Below are 18,687 nucleotides of genomic sequence, written 5' to 3'. Positions count from 1 at the left end.
CCTGTATGCTTTTGCCACCCTGGTACGCTACGCATCAACGGTGCGGCCTTTTTGCGGAAACATTCCTGCCGGTCGTACTTGCAAAAAGGCAATAATGAGGGCAAAAACCATAACTTTTGCCATACTAATTGTTGCAAAATAGCTAAACAAATCTCCCAGCAAAGGTACGGGTTTTAATAAACTTGCTACCACCCCTGCACCGATTAAATAATTGGCTGTACCAATTGCCAAGGCTGCTACAACTGTTCCTATCAATTTACCGACACCTCCAACCACCACAACCATGAAGGCATCAACGATATAATTTTGGCCGGTGTTTGGCCCCACAGAACCCAATAAACTAATTGCACAACCGGCCACTCCAGCTAACCCAGAACCCAGGGCAAATGTCAGGGCATCAACTTTTTCGGTCGGGATTCCTAAACAGGCACTCATCTGGCGATTTTGGGTGACAGAGCGAATTTTTAACCCCCATGTTGAACGATTTAAAAACAAGTAAATTGCTGCCATACATAGAATAGTCAAGGCAATAATAAAAAGTCGGGCATAAGGCAGTTGGAAATTGCCAATTGGGAAGCCGCCGCGTAACCAACTCGGTGCCGTGACATCGACGTTTTGAGCGCCAAACCAAGGTTTAGTGGCTGCTAAACCATAAGTTTGTCCTAAAAATGCGCCGGTTGCTAAAGCAATTCCTAAAGAAAGAGGTAACATTAAACCGATTGCCCAGTTACGAATTTTCTCCCAATCATTGCGGCGCGAAATGACTGCCATTGCCCCAAAAAATAGCAGGCAAAATATAGAAATTCCTATCACCAACATCCAACTCACACTGCGGGCAAATTGCTGCAAAATTAAACTTACCCCCCAAGTTGCCAGGAGAGTTTCCAGAGGCCGGCCATAGAGATAACGTATCACTCCTTTTTCTAGGATAAAGCCGGCGATTCCTGCCACAATAAACGCGGCTATTAAGGCAAAAAAGATATAGATTTCAAACCACTGGCCGCCCAGCATTTTGAAACCATTTTGCACCACAAAAGTTGTGTAGGCTCCTAGCATCATTAATTCACCATGAGCCATATTAATAACGCCCATTAAGCCAAAAATAATCGCCAACCCAAGGGCTGCAATAAGCAGAACTGCGCCGATACTAATTCCGTTAAATAACCCGTCTACAATTTGAATCAATTTAGCCTCCCTCGCCGTAATTTTAAATTAATTTCTGTAGGGGCCGGCCCCCGTGCCGGCCCTTCCGCTTTTAAGCGCTCTTAAACTTGCCACCTTTGGCCGGATCAGACCAATCACAAGAAAAGCCTTTTGTATCCTTAACAAATTGATTCCAGGGAAGCGGAGAAACAGCTTTTGGAGTCGAATAAACAATCTCAAATAAGCCATCATCTCGAACTTGTCCCAGACGAACAATTTTTGCTAAATGATGGTTATTTTCGAGAGTAACATTACCGCCTGGGGCATCAAATGTTTGACCTAAAGCAGCGGCCCGGACTTTTTCTAAATCGTCCGCTGTTTTGGCTTTTTCTACCGCTTGTTTCCACAAATACACCATGATATAAGCGGCTTCCATAGGGTCATTAGTTACCCGATCTTTGCCGTATTTTTCTTTAAACCCATCAACGAATTTTTTATTAGCTGGAGAGTCTACGGTCATAAAATAATTCCAGGCTGCATAATGACCTTTGAGGTATTCTACGCCAATAGCTTTAACTTCTTCTTCGGCAATACTCACAGACATTGTGGGATATTTATCTGGGCCCAAACCGGCACCTTGCATTTGTTTAAAAAATGCCACATTACTATCACCATTCAGGGTATTAAAAATAACTCCGCCATTGGGCAAAGCTTCTTTAATTTTGCTGATCAGTGCTGTAACTTCTGTACTACCCAAAGCTAAATAATCTTCGCCGACAGTTTTGCCGCCTTTGGCTTCAAGTTGGGCTTTAATAATGGTATTAGCTGTACGGGGAAAAACGTAATCGGAACCAACTAAGAAAAATTCTTTGCCCTTATTTTCTAATAGCCAATCTACCGCCGGCTCGATTTGTTGGTTTGGTGCGGCGCCGGTGTAGAAAACATTTTTAGAGCATTCTTGACCCTCGTATTGTACCGGATACCAAAGCTGATGATTTTTTTGCTCAAAAACCGGCAAAACTGCTTTACGAGAAGCAGAAGTCCAGCAGCCAAAAACGGTAACAACTTTATCTTGATCGATTAATTTTCTGGCTTTTTCTGCAAAAGTCGGCCACTCAGAAGCACCATCTTCGACAATGGCTTGAATTTGCTTTCCTAAAACCCCACCGGCTTTATTAATTTCATCAATTGCCAGCATTTCGGCATCGACAACGCTTTTTTCACTAATCGACATCGTGCCAGACAGAGAGTGTAAAATTCCTACTTTTATAGTATCTCCACTGGCGGCAGAGGGGCTGCTTGTGCCTGCCGCTGAAGATCCTGGCGTAGTTGTGTTATTGGCTTGCTGTGCCGTTTGGTTACAAGCTTTTAAAAAAATGCTACTCCCCAACGCCGCAGATCCATAGAAAAGAAACTTGCGCCGACCAAATCTTCCTGCCATACTTTTTTTCCCTACTTCATATTTCATGCGATTGTGATATTAATCTTATCATTGAACCCAATATTGTAATCTATGATACAATCCCACATATTTAATTAATGGTTAATACTTTATTCTTCATCATTTGCCGTCTCCAATTCCACATCTCCTAAATGCCAGCGAATAAAATCTATCACCACCGGCAACCCTTCACGAGTTTTTAAATTTGTAAACACAAAAGGTTTTTCACCACGCATTTTTTTTGCATCTCGTTCCATAACTTCCAAAGAAGCCCCAACATAGGGCGCTAAATCAATTTTATTAATCACCAACAAATCAGATTTCGTAATACCAGGCCCACCTTTGCGGGGAATTTTATCACCGGCAGCTACATCAATCACATAAATAGTCAAATCCACCAATTCCGGGCTAAAAGTAGATGCCAAATTATCGCCACCGCTTTCTACAAATAACAAATTTAGCTCCGTAAATTGCCTTTCTAACTGCTCAATTGCCACCAAATTAATTGAGGCATCTTCCCGAATTGCCGTATGAGGACAACCCCCCGTTTCTACCCCAACAATTCGCTCACGTTCCAGCGCTTGAGAACGCACTAAAAACTGTGCATCTTCTTGAGTATAAATATCATTTGTGACCACAGCAATGTTATACTGATCGCGCAGCGCTTTACACAAGGCATCCACCAAAGCTGTTTTTCCTGAGCCAACAGGGCCGGCAATTCCTACCCGAAAACCACTCATAAGGATTTTAGATTTGAGATTTAAGACTTTCGATTGTAAACTGTTTTACCCTGCCGGTGCAAGTAAGTAGTAGCGCTGTCCAACGCCAGGATTTAGCGCATAGGTATCCTTTCCTAGTAACCCTCAATCGCCCTCTTAGAAAAAGCGAGCAGCCCAACTACATCTAACAAGAAATAATTGGGGGTTTTGCAGATTGAAAACTGGTCGGGTGTTGTTGTCATAACTTATTAACAAAACCGTATCAAAATTTATGCAGCCCACCAAACCAATTTATTTTTAATGATGATCGTAAGCACCCCCTTCTGGCTCAAACGGTGCGATTTCTGGGCATACTTCCAGCCCCAAATGTTCCAGCATTGATTGCAAAACCGGATCAGGAGATAAACGCAGATAACTGGCAGTAATTTCTAAAGGTATATGCCTGTTTCCCAGGTGATAAGCTGCTCTCAACAAATCTAAAAAACTTTTTGCAGTTACAGTTAAAACCGGCTCTGGTTCCGCTACAATTTGAACAGTATAATCCCCCGCCTCCGTTTGCAATAAATCGCCATTTTGTAACACAGTCCCGCGTGGAAGTTGAATCATAATCGAGCCAAAAGGAGTTTGGTGCCGGTGGCGGGTTTTTGTTCGTTCCACCGCCGTTAGAGAAATTATTAAATTGGCACTCAGCGAAGAATTTGGCGGCATTTTTCGAGTTAAAATCAGCATATAAATTATTCTATTTTTGAATCTTAATCAGCCTTATAAGGCCACTACCACAAGCTCTTATCGGCTCAATCATTTTCTCACCGGCCAAACAAGGAGTCTGTGACACACATCACCCGCCCGGATTGTCTCTATCACAGACATAGCCCTACTTAAATCACTAAAAAATTCCGAAAAATTCACCAACCTTTAGAGACAAGGATCACAAAAACCCCAAGATTAAATCACAACCCTTGGCAGATTATTGAGACATAATAAAAAATATAAACAACTGAAAGCGTTTTTAGAAAAACCTATGCTAAACCTACAATCTACAAACATCCTGCCCAAATTTTTACTATCACAAATTTGTTTGGAAGTGTGGCAAACCGGCCAAATTAACAAACTCCACAGACAGCAAATAAAAACAGCCCTACTGGCAGATTCACTCAACCACCAAGATTACCGATTAATAGACCGGCTGCTATATGCAGTGCGGCGCGGATGGTTAGAGTTAGGAGATGAAATGTAAAAAATAAACTTTTTTTTTATTCTGGCAAAGGTGTCAGACCCCGTACTTATAGCCGCACCAATTTATTAAAATAAATATATACTGTCTTACATACAGTGGTAAAACTCCGATTGGGGATCTAGCGATGTTTAATGCCACCGAACTCCTGATTGACGTCTTCGTTCAACAGCTAAAAGATGCCTACCACCGCACCTACGGCGGATATAACCCTCATTATGCCGATATTATCGCCTGGGCCGGCAACATGGCCCTAGAGAATATCGCCAACAGCGACGCCCTCTATCACAACGTCGAGCATACAATCTTAGTGACCCTCGTAGGTCAGGAGATATTGCGGGGCAAGCACATCCGAGAAGGGGGTGTATCTTGCGAAGACTGGCTGCATTTTACGATTTCATTGTTATGCCATGACATAGGATATGTCAAAGGCGTATGCCGGCAAGATAGAGACGATCAAGGATTATATGCCACCGGCATCGAAGGAAAACTTTATCGTCTAGCACCAGGCTCAAGTGATGCCGGTTTAACCCCCTATCATGTTGACAGAGGCAAACTATTTATTAACGAACGATTTGGCGGACACCGGCTTATAGATGCAGAAGTGATCAAACGTAATATTGAACTAACTCGTTTCCCCGTACCAAAAGACGACGATCACCAAGATACAATCAACTATCCGGGGTTAGTTCGTGCCGCCGATCTCATTGGACAACTTAGCGATCCACGTTACCTGCAAAAAATCAGTGCGCTATTTTACGAATTTGAAGAAACCGGCGCCAACAAAGCCTTAAATTATAAAAATCCGGGCGACCTACGCAAAAACTACGCCAAGTTTTATTGGTTTGGAGTATTCCCCTATATCCCCGATGCACTGCGTTATTTGGGATTAACACAAGAAGGCAAACAAATCATTGCCAACCTCTACGCAAATGTGTTCCGCGTCGAACACGAATCTGCCGCCAAAGAAGAAAAACAAGCTCTTGCTGCTTAATAAAAAGGCCCATCACCTGCTTTAAAATCAGCAAATATTAACATCAACCCGCTTTCTAAAAAACAAGCGGGTTTTTAACTTAAAAAACTATTTATGTCAATAAAAGCACAAAAAAATTAATAAAAATTTGTAAAAGTTTTATCCCAAACAAAATAAACAAACCCATTGACGAAAACCCCACACTACCGCAATATCATAACAGCCGGCATATTGGTCTTGCATCAAATCCCAATTTAATTTGTATTTAAAAGAAACCGGCACCCAGCCAAACCCAACCCAAACCCCCACTCTAAAAAGCCTATATGCAACTCACCCCCCAAGAAAAAGATAAACTGCTTATTTTCACCGCCGGCCTAGTAGCAGAACGCCGCAAACAAAAAGGCATAAAACTAAACTATCCCGAAGCAGTCGCCTACATATCCGCCGGCCTCCTCGAAGCAGCCAGAGAAGGCCAAAGCGTAGCCGACCTAATGACCTACGGCACCACCCTTTTAACCCGAAATGATGTCATGGAAGGCATACCCGAAATGATCAAAGAAGTCCAAATCGAAGCCACCTTTCCCGACGGCACAAAACTCGTCACCGTCCATAACCCAATCCGCTAACTCTTAACAAAAAACCCTTAACAAATATTATGATCCCAGGCGAAATTATCACCCCAGCCGGAGAAATTGAACTCAACAGCGCACTACCTACCCTGCGGTTGCGCGTCGCCAACACCGGCGACCGGCCCATACAAATAGGTTCCCACTATCACTTTTATGAAGCCAACGAAGCCCTAGAATTTGACCGCCAACAAACCATCGGAATGCGATTAGACATCCCCGCCGGCACCTCCGTTAGATTTGAACCCGGAGACGAAAAAGAAGTACAACTCATCCCCTACACCGGCAGCCGAGAAATCTACGGATTCAACGCCAAAATTAACGGCAAATTAACCTAAACTAAAGCCTCTAAACCCTAAAAAAAACTACATTAATTCAACCAACAACCAAAAACATGAGCTACAGAATGGATCGCCGCGCCTACGCAGAAACCTACGGCCCAACCGTAGGAGATCGCGTCAGATTAGCAGATACAGAACTTTTTATCGAAGTTGAACAAGACCTAACAACCTACGGCTCAGAAGTGAAATTTGGTGGCGGAAAAGTCATCCGCGATGGCATGGGACAATCCCCCATTTCTAACGCCGATGGAGCCGTAGATGCCGTAATTACCAACGCCTTAATAATAGATTGGTGGGGAATTATAAAAGCAGATATTGGCATTAAAGACGGCAAAATATTTAAAATAGGCAAAGCCGGCAATCCCTACATCCAAGACAACGTTGATATTATCATCGGCCCCGGCACCGAAGCCATCGCCGGCGAAGGCATGATCTTAACCGCCGGCGGAATAGACAGCCACATTCACTTTATTTGTCCCCAACAAATTGAAACCGCCATTGCATCAGGAATAACCACCATGATCGGCGGTGGAACCGGCCCAGCCACCGGCACCAACGCCACCACCTGCACCCCCGGCCCTTGGAATATGTATCGAATGCTACAAGCAGCCGATGCTTTCCCTGTCAATCTGGGATTTTTAGGCAAAGGCAATAGCAGTCAACCACAGGGTTTAACCGAGCAAATATTGGCCGGTGCCATTGGTTTAAAACTACACGAAGACTGGGGAACCACCCCCGCCACCATCGACACCTGCTTAACTGTGGCCGATGAGTATGACGTCCAAGTTGCTATTCACACAGACACCTTAAATGAAGCCGGTTTTGTAGAAACCACCATCGCCGCCTTCAAAAACCGCACTATCCACACCTACCACACCGAGGGGGCCGGTGGCGGACACGCGCCCGATATTATCAAAGTTTGCTCTTTGGCAAATGTTTTACCCTCTTCCACAAACCCCACCAGACCTTACACCGTCAACACCTTAGAAGAGCATCTGGATATGCTAATGGTGTGCCACCACCTCGACCGCAGCATCCCCGAAGATGTGGCCTTTGCCGAGTCACGCATCCGCCGCGAAACCATTGCCGCTGAAGATATTTTGCACGACTTAGGCGCATTTAGCATTATTTCTTCCGATTCTCAGGCAATGGGAAGAGTCGGAGAAGTCATTATTCGGACTTGGCAAACGGCCCACAAAATGAAAATCCAACGCGGTGTTTTGTCTGGCGAAGAAACAACAGCGGCAGATAATTTTCGCGTTAAACGTTATGTAGCAAAATACACGATTAACCCGGCAATTACACACGGAATTTCTGAGTATGTGGGGTCAGTAGAAGCCGGAAAATTAGCAGATTTGTGTTTGTGGCGACCGGAGTTTTTTGGAGTCAAACCAGAGATAGTTATTAAAGGCGGAATGATTGCTTGGTCACAGATGGGCGATGCTAATGCAAGTATTCCAACGCCGCAGCCGGTTTATATGCGTCCGATGTTTGGTAGTTTTGCCGGTGCTTTGCACGCCACATCTTTAACGTTTGTTTCTAAAGCCGGTTTAGATTTAGGAATTCCTGAGCAATTAAATTTACAAAAAAAAGCTGTAGCGGTTTCGGGATGCCGGCACATTAACAAGCGCGATCTGAAGTTAAACGACGCTTTGCCACAAATTGAAGTTGATCCAGAAACCTATCAAGTGCGAGCGGACGGGGAATTACTGACTTGCGAACCGGCAACTATTTTGCCTTTAGCGCAGCGATACTTTTTATTTTAAATTTAGCCAACGGAAGGAAAAAAAGTTACAAAGAAATAGACCAATGCCTAATCCATAATTTTTACCCAACCGCGATGGACAGCGTGCAAGAGGCGTTTAACGGATTGTTTTTCGTCGCCGCTCATTTCGCTGTCTATTAAAGCGGCTACTAACTGCTGGCGGTCAGAACGGGAAAGGTAGCCGGTGTTCCAAACTGAGCCAAAAAGTTCTGCTATCGCGGTTTGATTTATAAAGCTATTGGATGTCATGGGGGGGTATTGAACTCTACCATTAGAGTATCGAGCATTAAGAGTCATGTGCAAGTGATGAACATCTGTGTCGGTTTGTGATCATTTGTTTCTTTTGTGGTGATGGCAAACACAATAAGAATGTGATTTTTATCCGCATTCTCTAAGATCACTCAAGCCCTGATCTAGCCACACCGGCCACAACAACAAAGAAGCGAACGCGACAGCCTATTTACCCCTCTATTGCTATTCGAGGTTTTATCCTTAATGGATATGAAAATTAGATGATACAGGCCGGTTGCACAGAGCAAGCATTTGCGTGGTTTGTTTACAACATCCGGCCTTTGTTCACCCAGAATTGTTTTAGAGTTGCGCTTTCTAACTCCAGCTTTAACCGAGTCGCATCATAAAAGCAATTTGGAAAACATCGGCATTGGCATCCTCGCAGCCAATTTCCTGGTTAAACCAAGACAAATTTTTTGCCAATTTCGGGAAAAATACTTCTTCCACCGGCTCAGATTCAATATTCGGGAAAAACACTTGTTCCACCGGCTCAGACTCGATCTCAAAGCTCATTTCCATACAGGTAAAAAACATTTGGCTTAACCTCAATTCAGTAGTTGCACTGTAAACACAATAAAAACAATGCTTGTGACGGTAGACAGTTTTTGTGCCACTATCTCAATCGCCAGCACAACCAAACTCTGCAAACTTCCTTACCTCAAAAACCTCAAAACGGCTGCTTCAAGCAACCCACACCGCTTTTGTGGCGGCTGCGGGCAAAACGCGCCAACTCTCAACGCCTTGTCAAATACAGCCAATGCAGCAACTGGCTCCTCAAAAACCAAGGCAAAAACCGACCCGATAGGCCGGCTCGATTGTATAAAAATCGTAAATTTCGTTGTTTTCTCTCAACTGTTTATGCCTCTAAGCGTCCACTGCCCCGGTGTGCCTCTTTATTGTTATCTTGTGATGGCGATTCGGCGATGATTTGTGAATTGCTACTATTTTGATTGTTATCTTTTTCGTCCTCAAGCCGGCCACTACCACGATGCGCTCTGCGAGCATCACCGCCTGGTTGGTCTTTATCAGCGTCGCTTTTTTCTGCTAAGAATAAATCAATTTGATTGCTGTAAAATTGCGAATCTATACTAGTGGTTGAGGGGCTTTTTGGTGGTTCCGGTTCAACTCTTCCACTGCCACGATGTACTATTTGCTTGGGTTTGGCCTTGTTTGGGCATGGTTTTTGTTTATTTGTCTTCCCAGCAACTAAAACTTGTTTATTTTCTTTTTGAGAAAATTCGGATTCTGTAATATTAGCGAGTTGGGTGCTAACAGAACTGCCAATAACTAAAAGAGTAGAAAAAGCGAAACTGTAGATGCTCATCATGGTTTTTCGTTCCTTAACTTTCTACTCCCTGATTCCGAAAAACCTCAATTAAATCAGGAGAAATCAGTTTAAAAGCAGCCAGTTTACGATCTGTCTACTTGTTGTTATGAGAATTTGGGCTTTGCAAATCTGCTGGCCGGTGGCGATTAAACAACTGTCTTTTTTTGCTTCCAGAAATGGTATTTGTGGCCGGTATTTGCTGCTTGCTTTGGGGAGGAATGCTTTTTTGTTAGGTTTGCTTTGATTGATTTGACAAAAATCAAAAAATATGCTATTTATGTCTGATCATTAACTTTTTCAGGTTTGACGGCTCAATGATTATGTTGCGGGAGCATTTTCAATTACTGGCCCGATACAACAGCCTAGCGAATGAGAAACTTTATGAAGTTTGCTCGCTTTTAAGCGATGAAGAGCGCAAACAGCCACGACCGGCTTTTTTTAAAAGCATTCACGGGACGTTGAATCATATTATGGTCGGCGATAGAATTTGGATGGGGCGATTTGAAGGTCAAGAAGTAGCATCCACCGGCCTGGATGCCATTCTTTACGAAAACTTTGAGGAACTGTGGGCCGTGCGCCGGCTTGAAGATAAACGCATAGAAAGCTTTGTAGCCGGTTTAACCGAAGAGTTTTTCACAAAAACGATTCGCTATATCAATAATGCCGGCAAAGTTTATACAGACCCTGTAACGTTATTAATAGCGCATTTTTTTAACCATCAAACACACCACCGGGGACAAGTCCACGATTTATTAATGCAGACAAAAATTCGTCCGCCGGCGTTGGATATGCACCGGCTCATCCGAGCTTAGAATATAAATTTTTCGACCCCAACGGCGCTTTTTTTGTAATGTAGATACCGGTTTGAAACTTAACCGGCAGCTTGTTTTTGACAACGAAAAAAGCGAGAGGTTGATCAACGGGACAAAATATGACGGCAAACAAGAGTAACCGCCTTAGCTAACTCGTCTGGTTCCACCGGCTTACTGACGTGCATTTGAAAACCGGCAATATGAGCTTTTTTGCGATCTTCTTCCCGCGCAAAAGCCGTCAAAGCAATAGCCGGTATGGAACCCCCAGAACTTTCCTTGCGGTGTCGAATTTCGCGGATTAAATCATAACCGCTTTTTTCTGGCATTCCGATATCACTGACAAGCACATCCGGCACCCGACGATCAAGCATGGAAAGTGCCTCATCGGCAGAAGAAACCGCACTAACTTCTGCACCATATTGCTCTAAAACCGTTGCAATTAATTCACAAGTATCGGCATCATCATCAACAACCAAAACATTTAAACCAGAGAGTTGTTCGCCCTCTTTAACTTCTGGGGAAGAAAACGAAAAACTGTTAGCCACAGACTCAGCAGAGACATTGTTTTTTTGCAAAGAAGGCAGTTTAACAATAAACATAGCGCCTTGATTTTTCCCATCGCTGAAAGCCTCCACCGTACCGCCGTGCAATTCAACCAAATAATACACAATAGTTAAGCCCAAACCCAAACCGCCGTGAGAGCGAGTAGTAGAACTATCGGCTTGACGGAAGCCCTCAAAAACATGAGGTAAAAACTCAGGATGAATGCCAATGCCGGTATCCGAAACAGAAACTTGAACTTGTTTACCATTTTGGCTAACATTTACTTCAATTCGTCCGTTTTCCGGAGTAAACTTAATAGCATTAGATAGCAAATTGCTAATAATTTGCCGCAGGCGGTCTGGATCGCCGTTAATTTGGGCAATATTGCTATTGATATCCAAGGCCAAATCGATATTTTTAGTAGTAGCAGAAACAGAAAAATTTTCCACACAATCTCTAACAAGTTCTGCCAAATTCACCGGCACAAGAGTCAGGCGAAATTTGCCGCGAATAATCCGAGAAACATCCAAAATATCATCAATAACTTTAACTTGTTGTTTGGCATTGCGTTCAATGGTTTCGAGGGCTCTGAGCGTAGTATTAGCATCTAACTTGCGAATACGCAGCATTTGTGCCCAGCCCAAAATCGAGTTTAAGGGAGTTCGCAACTCATGGGAAACAATCGCTAAAAACTCATCCTTGAGCCGGTTAGCGTTTTCGGCGGCGGTGCGGGCTTTTTGCTCGGCTTCGTAGAGGTTGGCGCGGTCGATAGCCCAAGCCAGACGAGCAGCAACCAATTCCAGCAGATACATATCATCTCTACTAAAGTCGCGCACCTGGAGGCTACCGACGTGAACCACTCCCAAGAGTTTATTTTCTAACAGCAAAGGCACACCCATAAGGGTTTGAATTTGTTTGTCTTTAAAAAACTGGCCGTGAGCAATTTGGTAAGCGTTCTCAGAGATCAGCAGCGCCTTTTGCTGCTTGGCTATGCTACCGGCAATACCTTCACCGATAGGAATGCGAAAAGAGTCAATAATTTGGGTGTCTAATCCCAAAGCTGCTTTGACAACCAGAGTGTTGCTGTTACCCTCTCTAAGGAAAATGACAGCCGTATCGGTGTTCAGCACTTGGGAAATGCGAGTTAGCGATTCGTTGAGAAGATCATCAAGGTTCAAGGCTGTAATCGTGGCATCCGTGACAGCTTGGAGGCGCTGTACTCGGTCGGTGGCCGTTTCAGCGAGGGCACGGGCGGTTTGTTCGCGTTCTAGGAGTTTAGCGCGTTCTTCTTCGGCGCGTTTGCGGTCGTCGATATCGGTGTTGGTACCAAACCATTTAATGATCTTGCCTTCGCTGTCTCGCATAGCTAGGGCTTGCCCCAAATACCAGCGATATTGTCCGTCGGTGTTTTTGATGCGAACTTCAATTTGATAATTTTGGCCGGTTTGCAGACACTGAGTCCAGGTTTGAGCACACCGGCCCAAGTCATCGGGATGCACCATTGATGCCCATCCGTCTTCGAGCAGTTGAGAGGGGGGAACTCCAAGATAATCAAACCACCGCTGACTGTAATAATCCACTTCTCCATCTGGGTTAGCTGTCCATACCATTTGGGGCAGCGATTCGGCCAAAAAGCGGTAGTATTCTTGGCTGGCTTCTGCTTGTTTTCGGGCGGTTTGTTCGCGTTCTAAAAGCTTTGCCCGTTCCTCTTCTGAGTGCTTGCGGTTGTGGGCTTCGGCGAGGATATTGGCGGCTGATTGGCAAAAATGCAGGTCTTCTCTGGAGAGGGTTTGGTCGCTGTGGGTTTCGATGCGGATAAAACCGAAAAGCCCCTTCACGCCGCTGATGTGCAGGGTATATTGCGAGCCTGGTTGGGAATTTTCTGCACTGGGGGTTGGGGTAAAGCCGGAGGCAATTTCACCGGCCCGCTCGATCAGTTGACCGTCTTGTGGCGAAAATTCTAGGATTTGGCAGCGTTTGAGGTTGAGGGTGCCTCTGAGGACACTGGCGGTTTCTTGCATAAGCGTAGAAAGCTGGACGCTTTCGAGGGCTCGTTGTCCGAGTTGGGCAATGGCAGCGCTTGTACGGGTGCGGGTTTTCAGTTCGTCTTCGGCAATTTTTCGGTCGGTGATGTCGGTAGCAGAGCCAATGTGGCCGGCAAAGTTGCCGTCGCTGGTGTAGCGGGGTGTTGCGTTGTCAAAGACCCAGCGATATTGACCATCGGCGTGTAGCAGTCGGTATTCTAGCTGGAAGCTTTGGCGGTTTTTGAGGGCCACAGAGTAGGTATCGAGGCAGAGTTCTCGGTCGTCTGGGTGCAGGCTTTCTGCCCATCTGTCGCCGAGTTCTTGTTCGAGGCGGCGACCGGTAAAGTTCTGCCAAGATTTGTTGACAAAGGTGCAGTTTCCTTGACTGTCTGTGATCCACAATAACACCGGCGAGTTGTCTGCCATGTTGCGGAATCTTTCTTCGCTTTCGCGGCGGGCTTCTTCTGCAATTTTTCTGGCTGTGATGTCTTGAAAATAAATTGATAAGCCTTGTTCGTCTGGGTAGGCATGGATGTCTAGCCAGAGGTTGAGCGGTTCATAACAGGCTTCAAAATGTACGGCATTTTGTTGTTCTTTGCAGAGCCGATATTGAGTTTCAAAAATAGTATTGATAGTACCCGGAAATGCTTCCCACATTGTTTTTCCCAGCAGGTTTTCTCTGCTGTTTGTGTAGCCGTATTTTTCCAACATAGGAATCACTTGTTGGTTAACATAAATGAGTGTCCATTCGTTGTCTACGGCAAAAAAACCATCGGTAATTCGGTTGAAGATGTTGGCGATTTGTTTTTGGGTACTTTCGGCATCTCTGCGGGCGTTTCGTTCGCTTTCTAGCAAGATTTCTCGCTCTTTTTGCGCTTTAATTACGGGGGTGATGTCTTGATTCACTGCTATGGCTGCTACAATTTCTTGCTGCTTGTTGCGTATGGGCACGGCTGCGTTGCGAATGATTTTACGGATGCCATCAAAGGCTTCGATTTCGATGATTTCATCCAGACAGGTTTCTCCGTTGCGTAGGGCGCGCGCCAGTCCCCATTCTTCTGCTTGAATTTTCAGGCCGGTTTGATACCACCACCCTTTATATTCTCCATAGCCAGAAATATCTAAATATTGGGAGCCTCCCCAGATTTTTTGTGCTTCTGGGTTGAATATTATTATTTTTCCGTCTTGATCAGCTACAGATACTCCGACGGGTAAGGTTTCTAATACTTTTTTTAATAGTTCTTCGCTGGCTTGGAGGGCGACTTGGGCTTTTTTTCGTTCGGTGATGTCGCTGCGAATGGCTAAATATTCTTTGGGTTTTCCTTGTTCGTCTTTGAGGGGGACTATGGTTGTGTCTACCCAGTAATAGGTTCCGTCTTTGGCTTGGTTTTGGATTTCTCCTCGCCAAATTTCTCCGCTGCTTATGGTTTGCCAAAGTTCGGCAAAAAATTCTGGGGGGTGATAGCCGGAGTTGATGATTTTATGGGTTTTTCCTAGCAGTTCTTCTGAGGAATATTGAGAAATTTCACAAAATTTATTATTAACGTATTTAATGATGCCCTTGGCGTCGGTTTTAGCGACAATGGCCGATTCATCTAAGGCTATTTTTAGGTCGGTTAGTTCTTTGAGGGTGGCGTAGAGTTCTTGTTCTGATTGTTTGGCGGCGGTGATGTTGCGGGTGATTTTTGAATATCCTCGCAGTTTGCCGGTGTTGTCTCTCAAGGCGGTGATAACAATATCTGCCCAAAATTTTCTGCCGTCTTTGCAGACTCGCCAGCCTTGTTCTTCAAGACGGCCTTCTTTTGTTGCTTTTCCTAACAGTTGATTCGGTTTATCTATGGCGATGTCTTCTGGGGTGTAAAATCGGGAAAAATGCTGCCCTATCATTTCGTAAGGTTTATAGCCTTTGATAAGTTCTGCTCCTTGATTCCAACTGGTTATATAGCCGTTTATATCAAGGCCCAAAATTGCGTAGTCTTTGATTGCTTCGACTAATAAACGATAGTTTTCTTCGCTTTGTTGAAGATTTTTTTCCGCTTTCTGGCGGCTCTCGTTTATGGCGCTAATGAAAACGGAGATTCCCACAAATATTCCTAACAGCAGAAGGTCGTTTAGGGCGATTAATCTGGGTGCAAAGCCCATGTCTTGGAATAAATACCCCAAGCATACGCCTGACAAACCTGTGGCCAACAAACCCGGACCCAAACCGCCATAGGACGAGCTGATCATTACGGCTGTAAAGAAGAAGGGTGTGGGGGTGTATTGCAGGATGGGTTTCAATGCTATGGTTAGCACTAGGGCTAGAGTCACTGTTAAGAGAGCCATTCCATAGCGATGCCAGTGAGAACGCGGGTTTTTCATTTACTCACTCTAGTCGGTTCTTAAGAAAATTTATCGTTTTTTGGGCGAGCAAAGCCACAGTCGTGTGGTTTTGGAGTGTTTATTTGATGGTAGCGAATTCTATGATGTGTTGTCTCTCCTCTACAGAAGTATTTTCAACGTGCTTGATGGATGCGTTGGTTTTGCCTTCTCTAGCAATTGAGGGATTTTTTAAGGAAAATTTTAATTTTTTAGCGTTAAATTTTGGCCCTTAGTTGAAGAATTTTTCCCCCAAAGGGTCGCCTTTGCGCGGCGGCGATGGTTAAAGATGGGTGGGCGGTTTCTCGCGGTAGTGCTAGTCTTTCTTTTGCTAGGTCATATAATTAGGCATCTTGTAGTTTTTTCAAGGGTTAATGGGCTTTTTAAGGCAGTTTTAATGCGGTTTTGTTTGGGCTGATTTAGTGAGGTTTTTTATTGAGGTTTTTACTTTATTTCTAGCGGTTTTTAGTTACCTGGGGGACGGAAAAAACCGGCTTTCTCAAAGCAAACCTGTTGTTAGAAGCCCCTGGGGTATCTTATCGCCCAAAAACTATATAGCATTTCTGATTTCCCTAAAATTAATTGCTATCTCGCTATCGTAATTAAAGGCCAGATGGTTAGGTTTTAATTTGGCCGGCACAAACTATATAAACCGCCCTGGCTCTGACAATTTTCTCGTTTGATAATGAAACAACCCTGCCTTAATAAGGGGGGATACAAACGTACCCCAGGCAGGGAAAAACTGCTATATTCCAACAGTTCAGGAAAAGAAAAGCCTTACCATTTTGGATTTTAAAAGTTTCAGTTTCAAACCAAAAATCCAAAATGGTAATCAGTGTTTGTGGTTTTAAACAGCACCCATTTCGCCAATGCGGTGAACTTTAATTAAATTAGTGATGCCGGTGAAAGGCAAAGGCAAACCGGCAGTAATAACCACCACATCATTTTTAGCCACTAAGCCGTATTGTAAGGCTGCTTTTTCCACCAAAGCAATCATTTCATCCGTGCTAGAAGCCTTGGGAATTAAAAGAGACTGAACCCCCCAATAAAGAGCCAACCGGCGCTGAACCGCTGCGGATGGAGTCACAGCAATAACAGGAATAGGCTGGCGGTATTTTGATAAAATGCGAGCCGTAAAACCATGCTCAGTAAAACAAATAATTGCCTTAGCTTTTAAATCTTGTCCAAGTTGGCAAGCCGCATGACCCACAGAATTTGAAATGGCGTGTTCACCGGCTCCCTCCAGATATGTTGAAGACGAAATTAATTGCGCTTCTACAGTTTCCGCAATGCGAGCCATCGTCCTCACGGCGTCAACAGCAAACTCACCAACGGCGGTTTCTCCTGATAGCATGATCGCATCAGTTCCATCAATAATTGCATTAGCAATATCAGAAACTTCTGCACGAGTAGGCCGGGGATTTTTAATCATCGATTCCAACATTTGAGTAGCAGTAATTACCGGCTTGATATGAGTCCGGCAATCTTTGATAATCGATTTCTGAATAATCGGCACCTGATCTAAAGGCATTTCTACACCCAAATCTCCCCGCGCTACCATAATCACATCGGCGACTTTGACAATATGCTCAAAATCTTCTACGGCTTCGTGGCGTTCAATTTTGGCAACAACATGAGTATCTTTTTCTTTGCGTCGGATTGAGCCTTTCACTTCTTTAATATCCGAAGGTTCTCTCACAAACGAAAGGGCAACGTAGTCAATTTCTTGAGTTAGACCAAATTCTAAATCATTAATGTCTTTTTGAGTTAAAGCCGGCGTAGAAATTGAAGAATTAGCCAGATTAATTCCTTTGTGACTTTTTAGTTGCCCCCCATGAATCACTGTCCCTAAAATTTCCGAACCGGCCACCTTATCGACGTGAATATGAATTAATCCATCATCGATTAAAATGCTATCGCCGTCGCGGACATCCTCCGCCAATCCCTTGTAGGAAGAACTAAATCTTGTCGGGGTTCCCAAAACTTCACTCATAGTGATAATCGTTTTTTGACCATCTTCTAAGATCGAACCCTCTTTCATTTCTCCGACGCGAATTTTCGGCCCTTGCAAATCTTGTAAAATTGCGATGGGCCGGTTTAATTCTGCCGAAACTTCTTGCAAGATTTTAATATTTTTTTCGTGGGTGGAGTATTCACCGTGCGAAAAATTAAGCCTAGCAACATCCATGCCGGCCTCGACCATTGCCTTTATGGTTTCGTAATCGGAACTAGCCGGGCCAAGAGTGCAAATTATTTTTGTTTTACGCATGATGTTTTGTGGGGAATTGTAACGAGTGAAACTTTTAAACATACAGCCAACTAAATCGATAAGCTTATCACAATAATTTCAGTTCGCCCAGTCTCCTGTCTGCAATGTAATCTGCTTTACATTATTTACTTATCTCCCTTAAGGAGGTTGTCGGGACAAAAAATCATCACTAGCCATAAAAATTAATCTAAGCCCTGATCTAGCCCTAATAGGTAAAGCCGAGAAATTCTCAACAAAAATCACAACCCCCTGCTGATAATAAAAATTTATTATCGCCAGGGTTAGCCAGAGGTAGAGACTCTGCTGCGGGGAGAAGTGAGAGAAGAAGGAGAGCAACTGAGAAAGGTTGAAATTTACTGTAGAGCCTAGCCTTGGTTTTCTGCATCTACCACTTTGCTAACCAAGAACTTACCCTTCCAGTTGCTCTTTGTGTTTTTATTTAACACTAAAACTCGCGGGCGCGGAAAATTTTTACACAAAAGTTTTGAATTTAATAAAAACCGTTGTGTTTTGCAACAAAACTTCGTAAAAGCAGGCCGGCCACCGGCAATACTCACCCCAGAACCGCAAAAAAATCCTACTACAGACCGAAGCCGCTGCAAACAAGCCTGTTAAAGGGTTTCACCGCTAAAATCGTCAGCGTTAATCCCCGAAATCTAAAATAGCCTTTTCAAAAATTAAAAATAGCCTTTTCAAAAATCCCTTTAGCAAAAATCCCCTATCTAAAATCGCTTCATGCCTTTTTGCTAACCGGCTAAGGCAGCCAAGACCAGAATCGATTATCGTAAATGCTTGAGATAAAATGCTTGACAAAGGAACCA

General features: G+C 44.1%; 15 protein-coding genes. 6 read left to right on the top strand and 9 right to left on the bottom strand.

All coding sequences use genetic code 11. The features are described from left to right. Positions 1–27: 27 nt before the first annotated feature. The 4 genes from NG798_RS15720 to ureE all read right to left on the bottom strand — a co-directional run bounded on the left by NG798_RS15720 (position 28) and on the right by ureE (position 4,032). Positions 28–1,185, bottom strand: coding sequence for an urea ABC transporter permease subunit UrtB (locus NG798_RS15720; RefSeq protein ID WP_263012995.1), 1,158 nt, complete (start codon positions 1,183–1,185; stop codon positions 28–30). Between the two features lie 70 nt (positions 1,186–1,255). Further along, positions 1,256–2,584, bottom strand: coding sequence for an urea ABC transporter substrate-binding protein (gene urtA, locus NG798_RS15715; protein ID WP_261224617.1), 1,329 nt, complete (start codon positions 2,582–2,584; stop codon positions 1,256–1,258). A gap of 110 nt (positions 2,585–2,694) precedes the next feature. Next, positions 2,695–3,324: an urease accessory protein UreG gene (gene ureG, locus NG798_RS15710; RefSeq protein WP_261224616.1), complete on the bottom strand. Its 630-nt coding sequence runs from the start codon at positions 3,322–3,324 to the stop codon at positions 2,695–2,697. Positions 3,325–3,600: 276 nt separating this feature from the next. Next, complete coding sequence (ureE, locus tag NG798_RS15705) at positions 3,601–4,032, bottom strand: urease accessory protein UreE (RefSeq protein WP_261224615.1); 432 nt, start codon at positions 4,030–4,032, stop codon at positions 3,601–3,603. 292 nt (positions 4,033–4,324) lie between these two features. On the opposite strand from ureE, the gene NG798_RS15700 reads away from it, so the two are divergent. From NG798_RS15700 to ureC, 5 genes are all read left to right on the top strand, one after another. Beyond that, positions 4,325–4,540: a hypothetical protein gene (locus tag NG798_RS15700; RefSeq protein WP_261224614.1), complete on the top strand. Its 216-nt coding sequence runs from the start codon at positions 4,325–4,327 to the stop codon at positions 4,538–4,540. Positions 4,541–4,664: 124 nt separating this feature from the next. Then, entirely contained in the window at positions 4,665–5,531 is an 867-nt protein-coding gene (locus NG798_RS15695) for an Npun_R2479 family HD domain-containing metalloprotein (RefSeq protein WP_261224613.1), read from the top strand. A gap of 302 nt (positions 5,532–5,833) precedes the next feature. Continuing rightward, positions 5,834–6,136 (top strand): urease subunit gamma, encoded by a 303-nt coding sequence (gene ureA / locus NG798_RS15690; RefSeq protein ID WP_261224612.1) that lies wholly within the window; start codon positions 5,834–5,836, stop codon positions 6,134–6,136. Between the two features lie 29 nt (positions 6,137–6,165). Further along, positions 6,166–6,474 (top strand): urease subunit beta, encoded by a 309-nt coding sequence (locus tag NG798_RS15685; protein WP_261224611.1) that lies wholly within the window; start codon positions 6,166–6,168, stop codon positions 6,472–6,474. 56 nt (positions 6,475–6,530) lie between these two features. After that, entirely contained in the window at positions 6,531–8,243 is a 1,713-nt protein-coding gene (gene ureC, locus NG798_RS15680; RefSeq protein ID WP_261224610.1) for an urease subunit alpha, read from the top strand. 47 nt (positions 8,244–8,290) lie between these two features. On the opposite strand, the gene NG798_RS15675 is transcribed toward ureC, so the two are convergent. From NG798_RS15675 to NG798_RS15665, 3 genes are all read right to left on the bottom strand, one after another. Continuing rightward, positions 8,291–8,491 (bottom strand): hypothetical protein, encoded by a 201-nt coding sequence (locus NG798_RS15675; RefSeq protein ID WP_261224609.1) that lies wholly within the window; start codon positions 8,489–8,491, stop codon positions 8,291–8,293. A 369-nt stretch (positions 8,492–8,860) separates the two neighbouring features. Then, positions 8,861–9,067, bottom strand: a complete 207-nt coding sequence (locus NG798_RS15670; protein WP_261224608.1) for a hypothetical protein — start codon at positions 9,065–9,067, stop codon at positions 8,861–8,863. A gap of 322 nt (positions 9,068–9,389) precedes the next feature. Continuing rightward, positions 9,390–9,860 (bottom strand): hypothetical protein, encoded by a 471-nt coding sequence (locus NG798_RS15665; RefSeq protein ID WP_261224607.1) that lies wholly within the window; start codon positions 9,858–9,860, stop codon positions 9,390–9,392. 314 nt (positions 9,861–10,174) lie between these two features. Between NG798_RS15665 and NG798_RS15660 the strand changes: the two genes are divergently transcribed. After that, complete coding sequence (locus tag NG798_RS15660) at positions 10,175–10,672, top strand: DinB family protein (RefSeq protein WP_261224606.1); 498 nt, start codon at positions 10,175–10,177, stop codon at positions 10,670–10,672. A gap of 104 nt (positions 10,673–10,776) precedes the next feature. On the opposite strand, the gene NG798_RS15655 is transcribed toward NG798_RS15660, so the two are convergent. Both NG798_RS15655 and pyk read right to left on the bottom strand, forming a co-directional pair. Next, positions 10,777–15,600, bottom strand: coding sequence for a PAS domain S-box protein (locus NG798_RS15655; protein WP_261224605.1), 4,824 nt, complete (start codon positions 15,598–15,600; stop codon positions 10,777–10,779). A gap of 844 nt (positions 15,601–16,444) precedes the next feature. Next, on the bottom strand, positions 16,445–17,866 hold the full coding sequence (pyk, locus tag NG798_RS15650) for a pyruvate kinase (protein ID WP_261224604.1): 1,422 nt from the start codon (positions 17,864–17,866) through the stop codon (positions 16,445–16,447). Between the last annotated feature and the right edge of the window lie 821 nt (positions 17,867–18,687).

This window comes from Ancylothrix sp. D3o (assembly GCF_025370775.1).
Taxonomy (GTDB): domain Bacteria; phylum Cyanobacteriota; class Cyanobacteriia; order Cyanobacteriales; family Oscillatoriaceae; genus Ancylothrix.
This window is presented reverse-complemented; position numbering and strand designations above follow the sequence as displayed.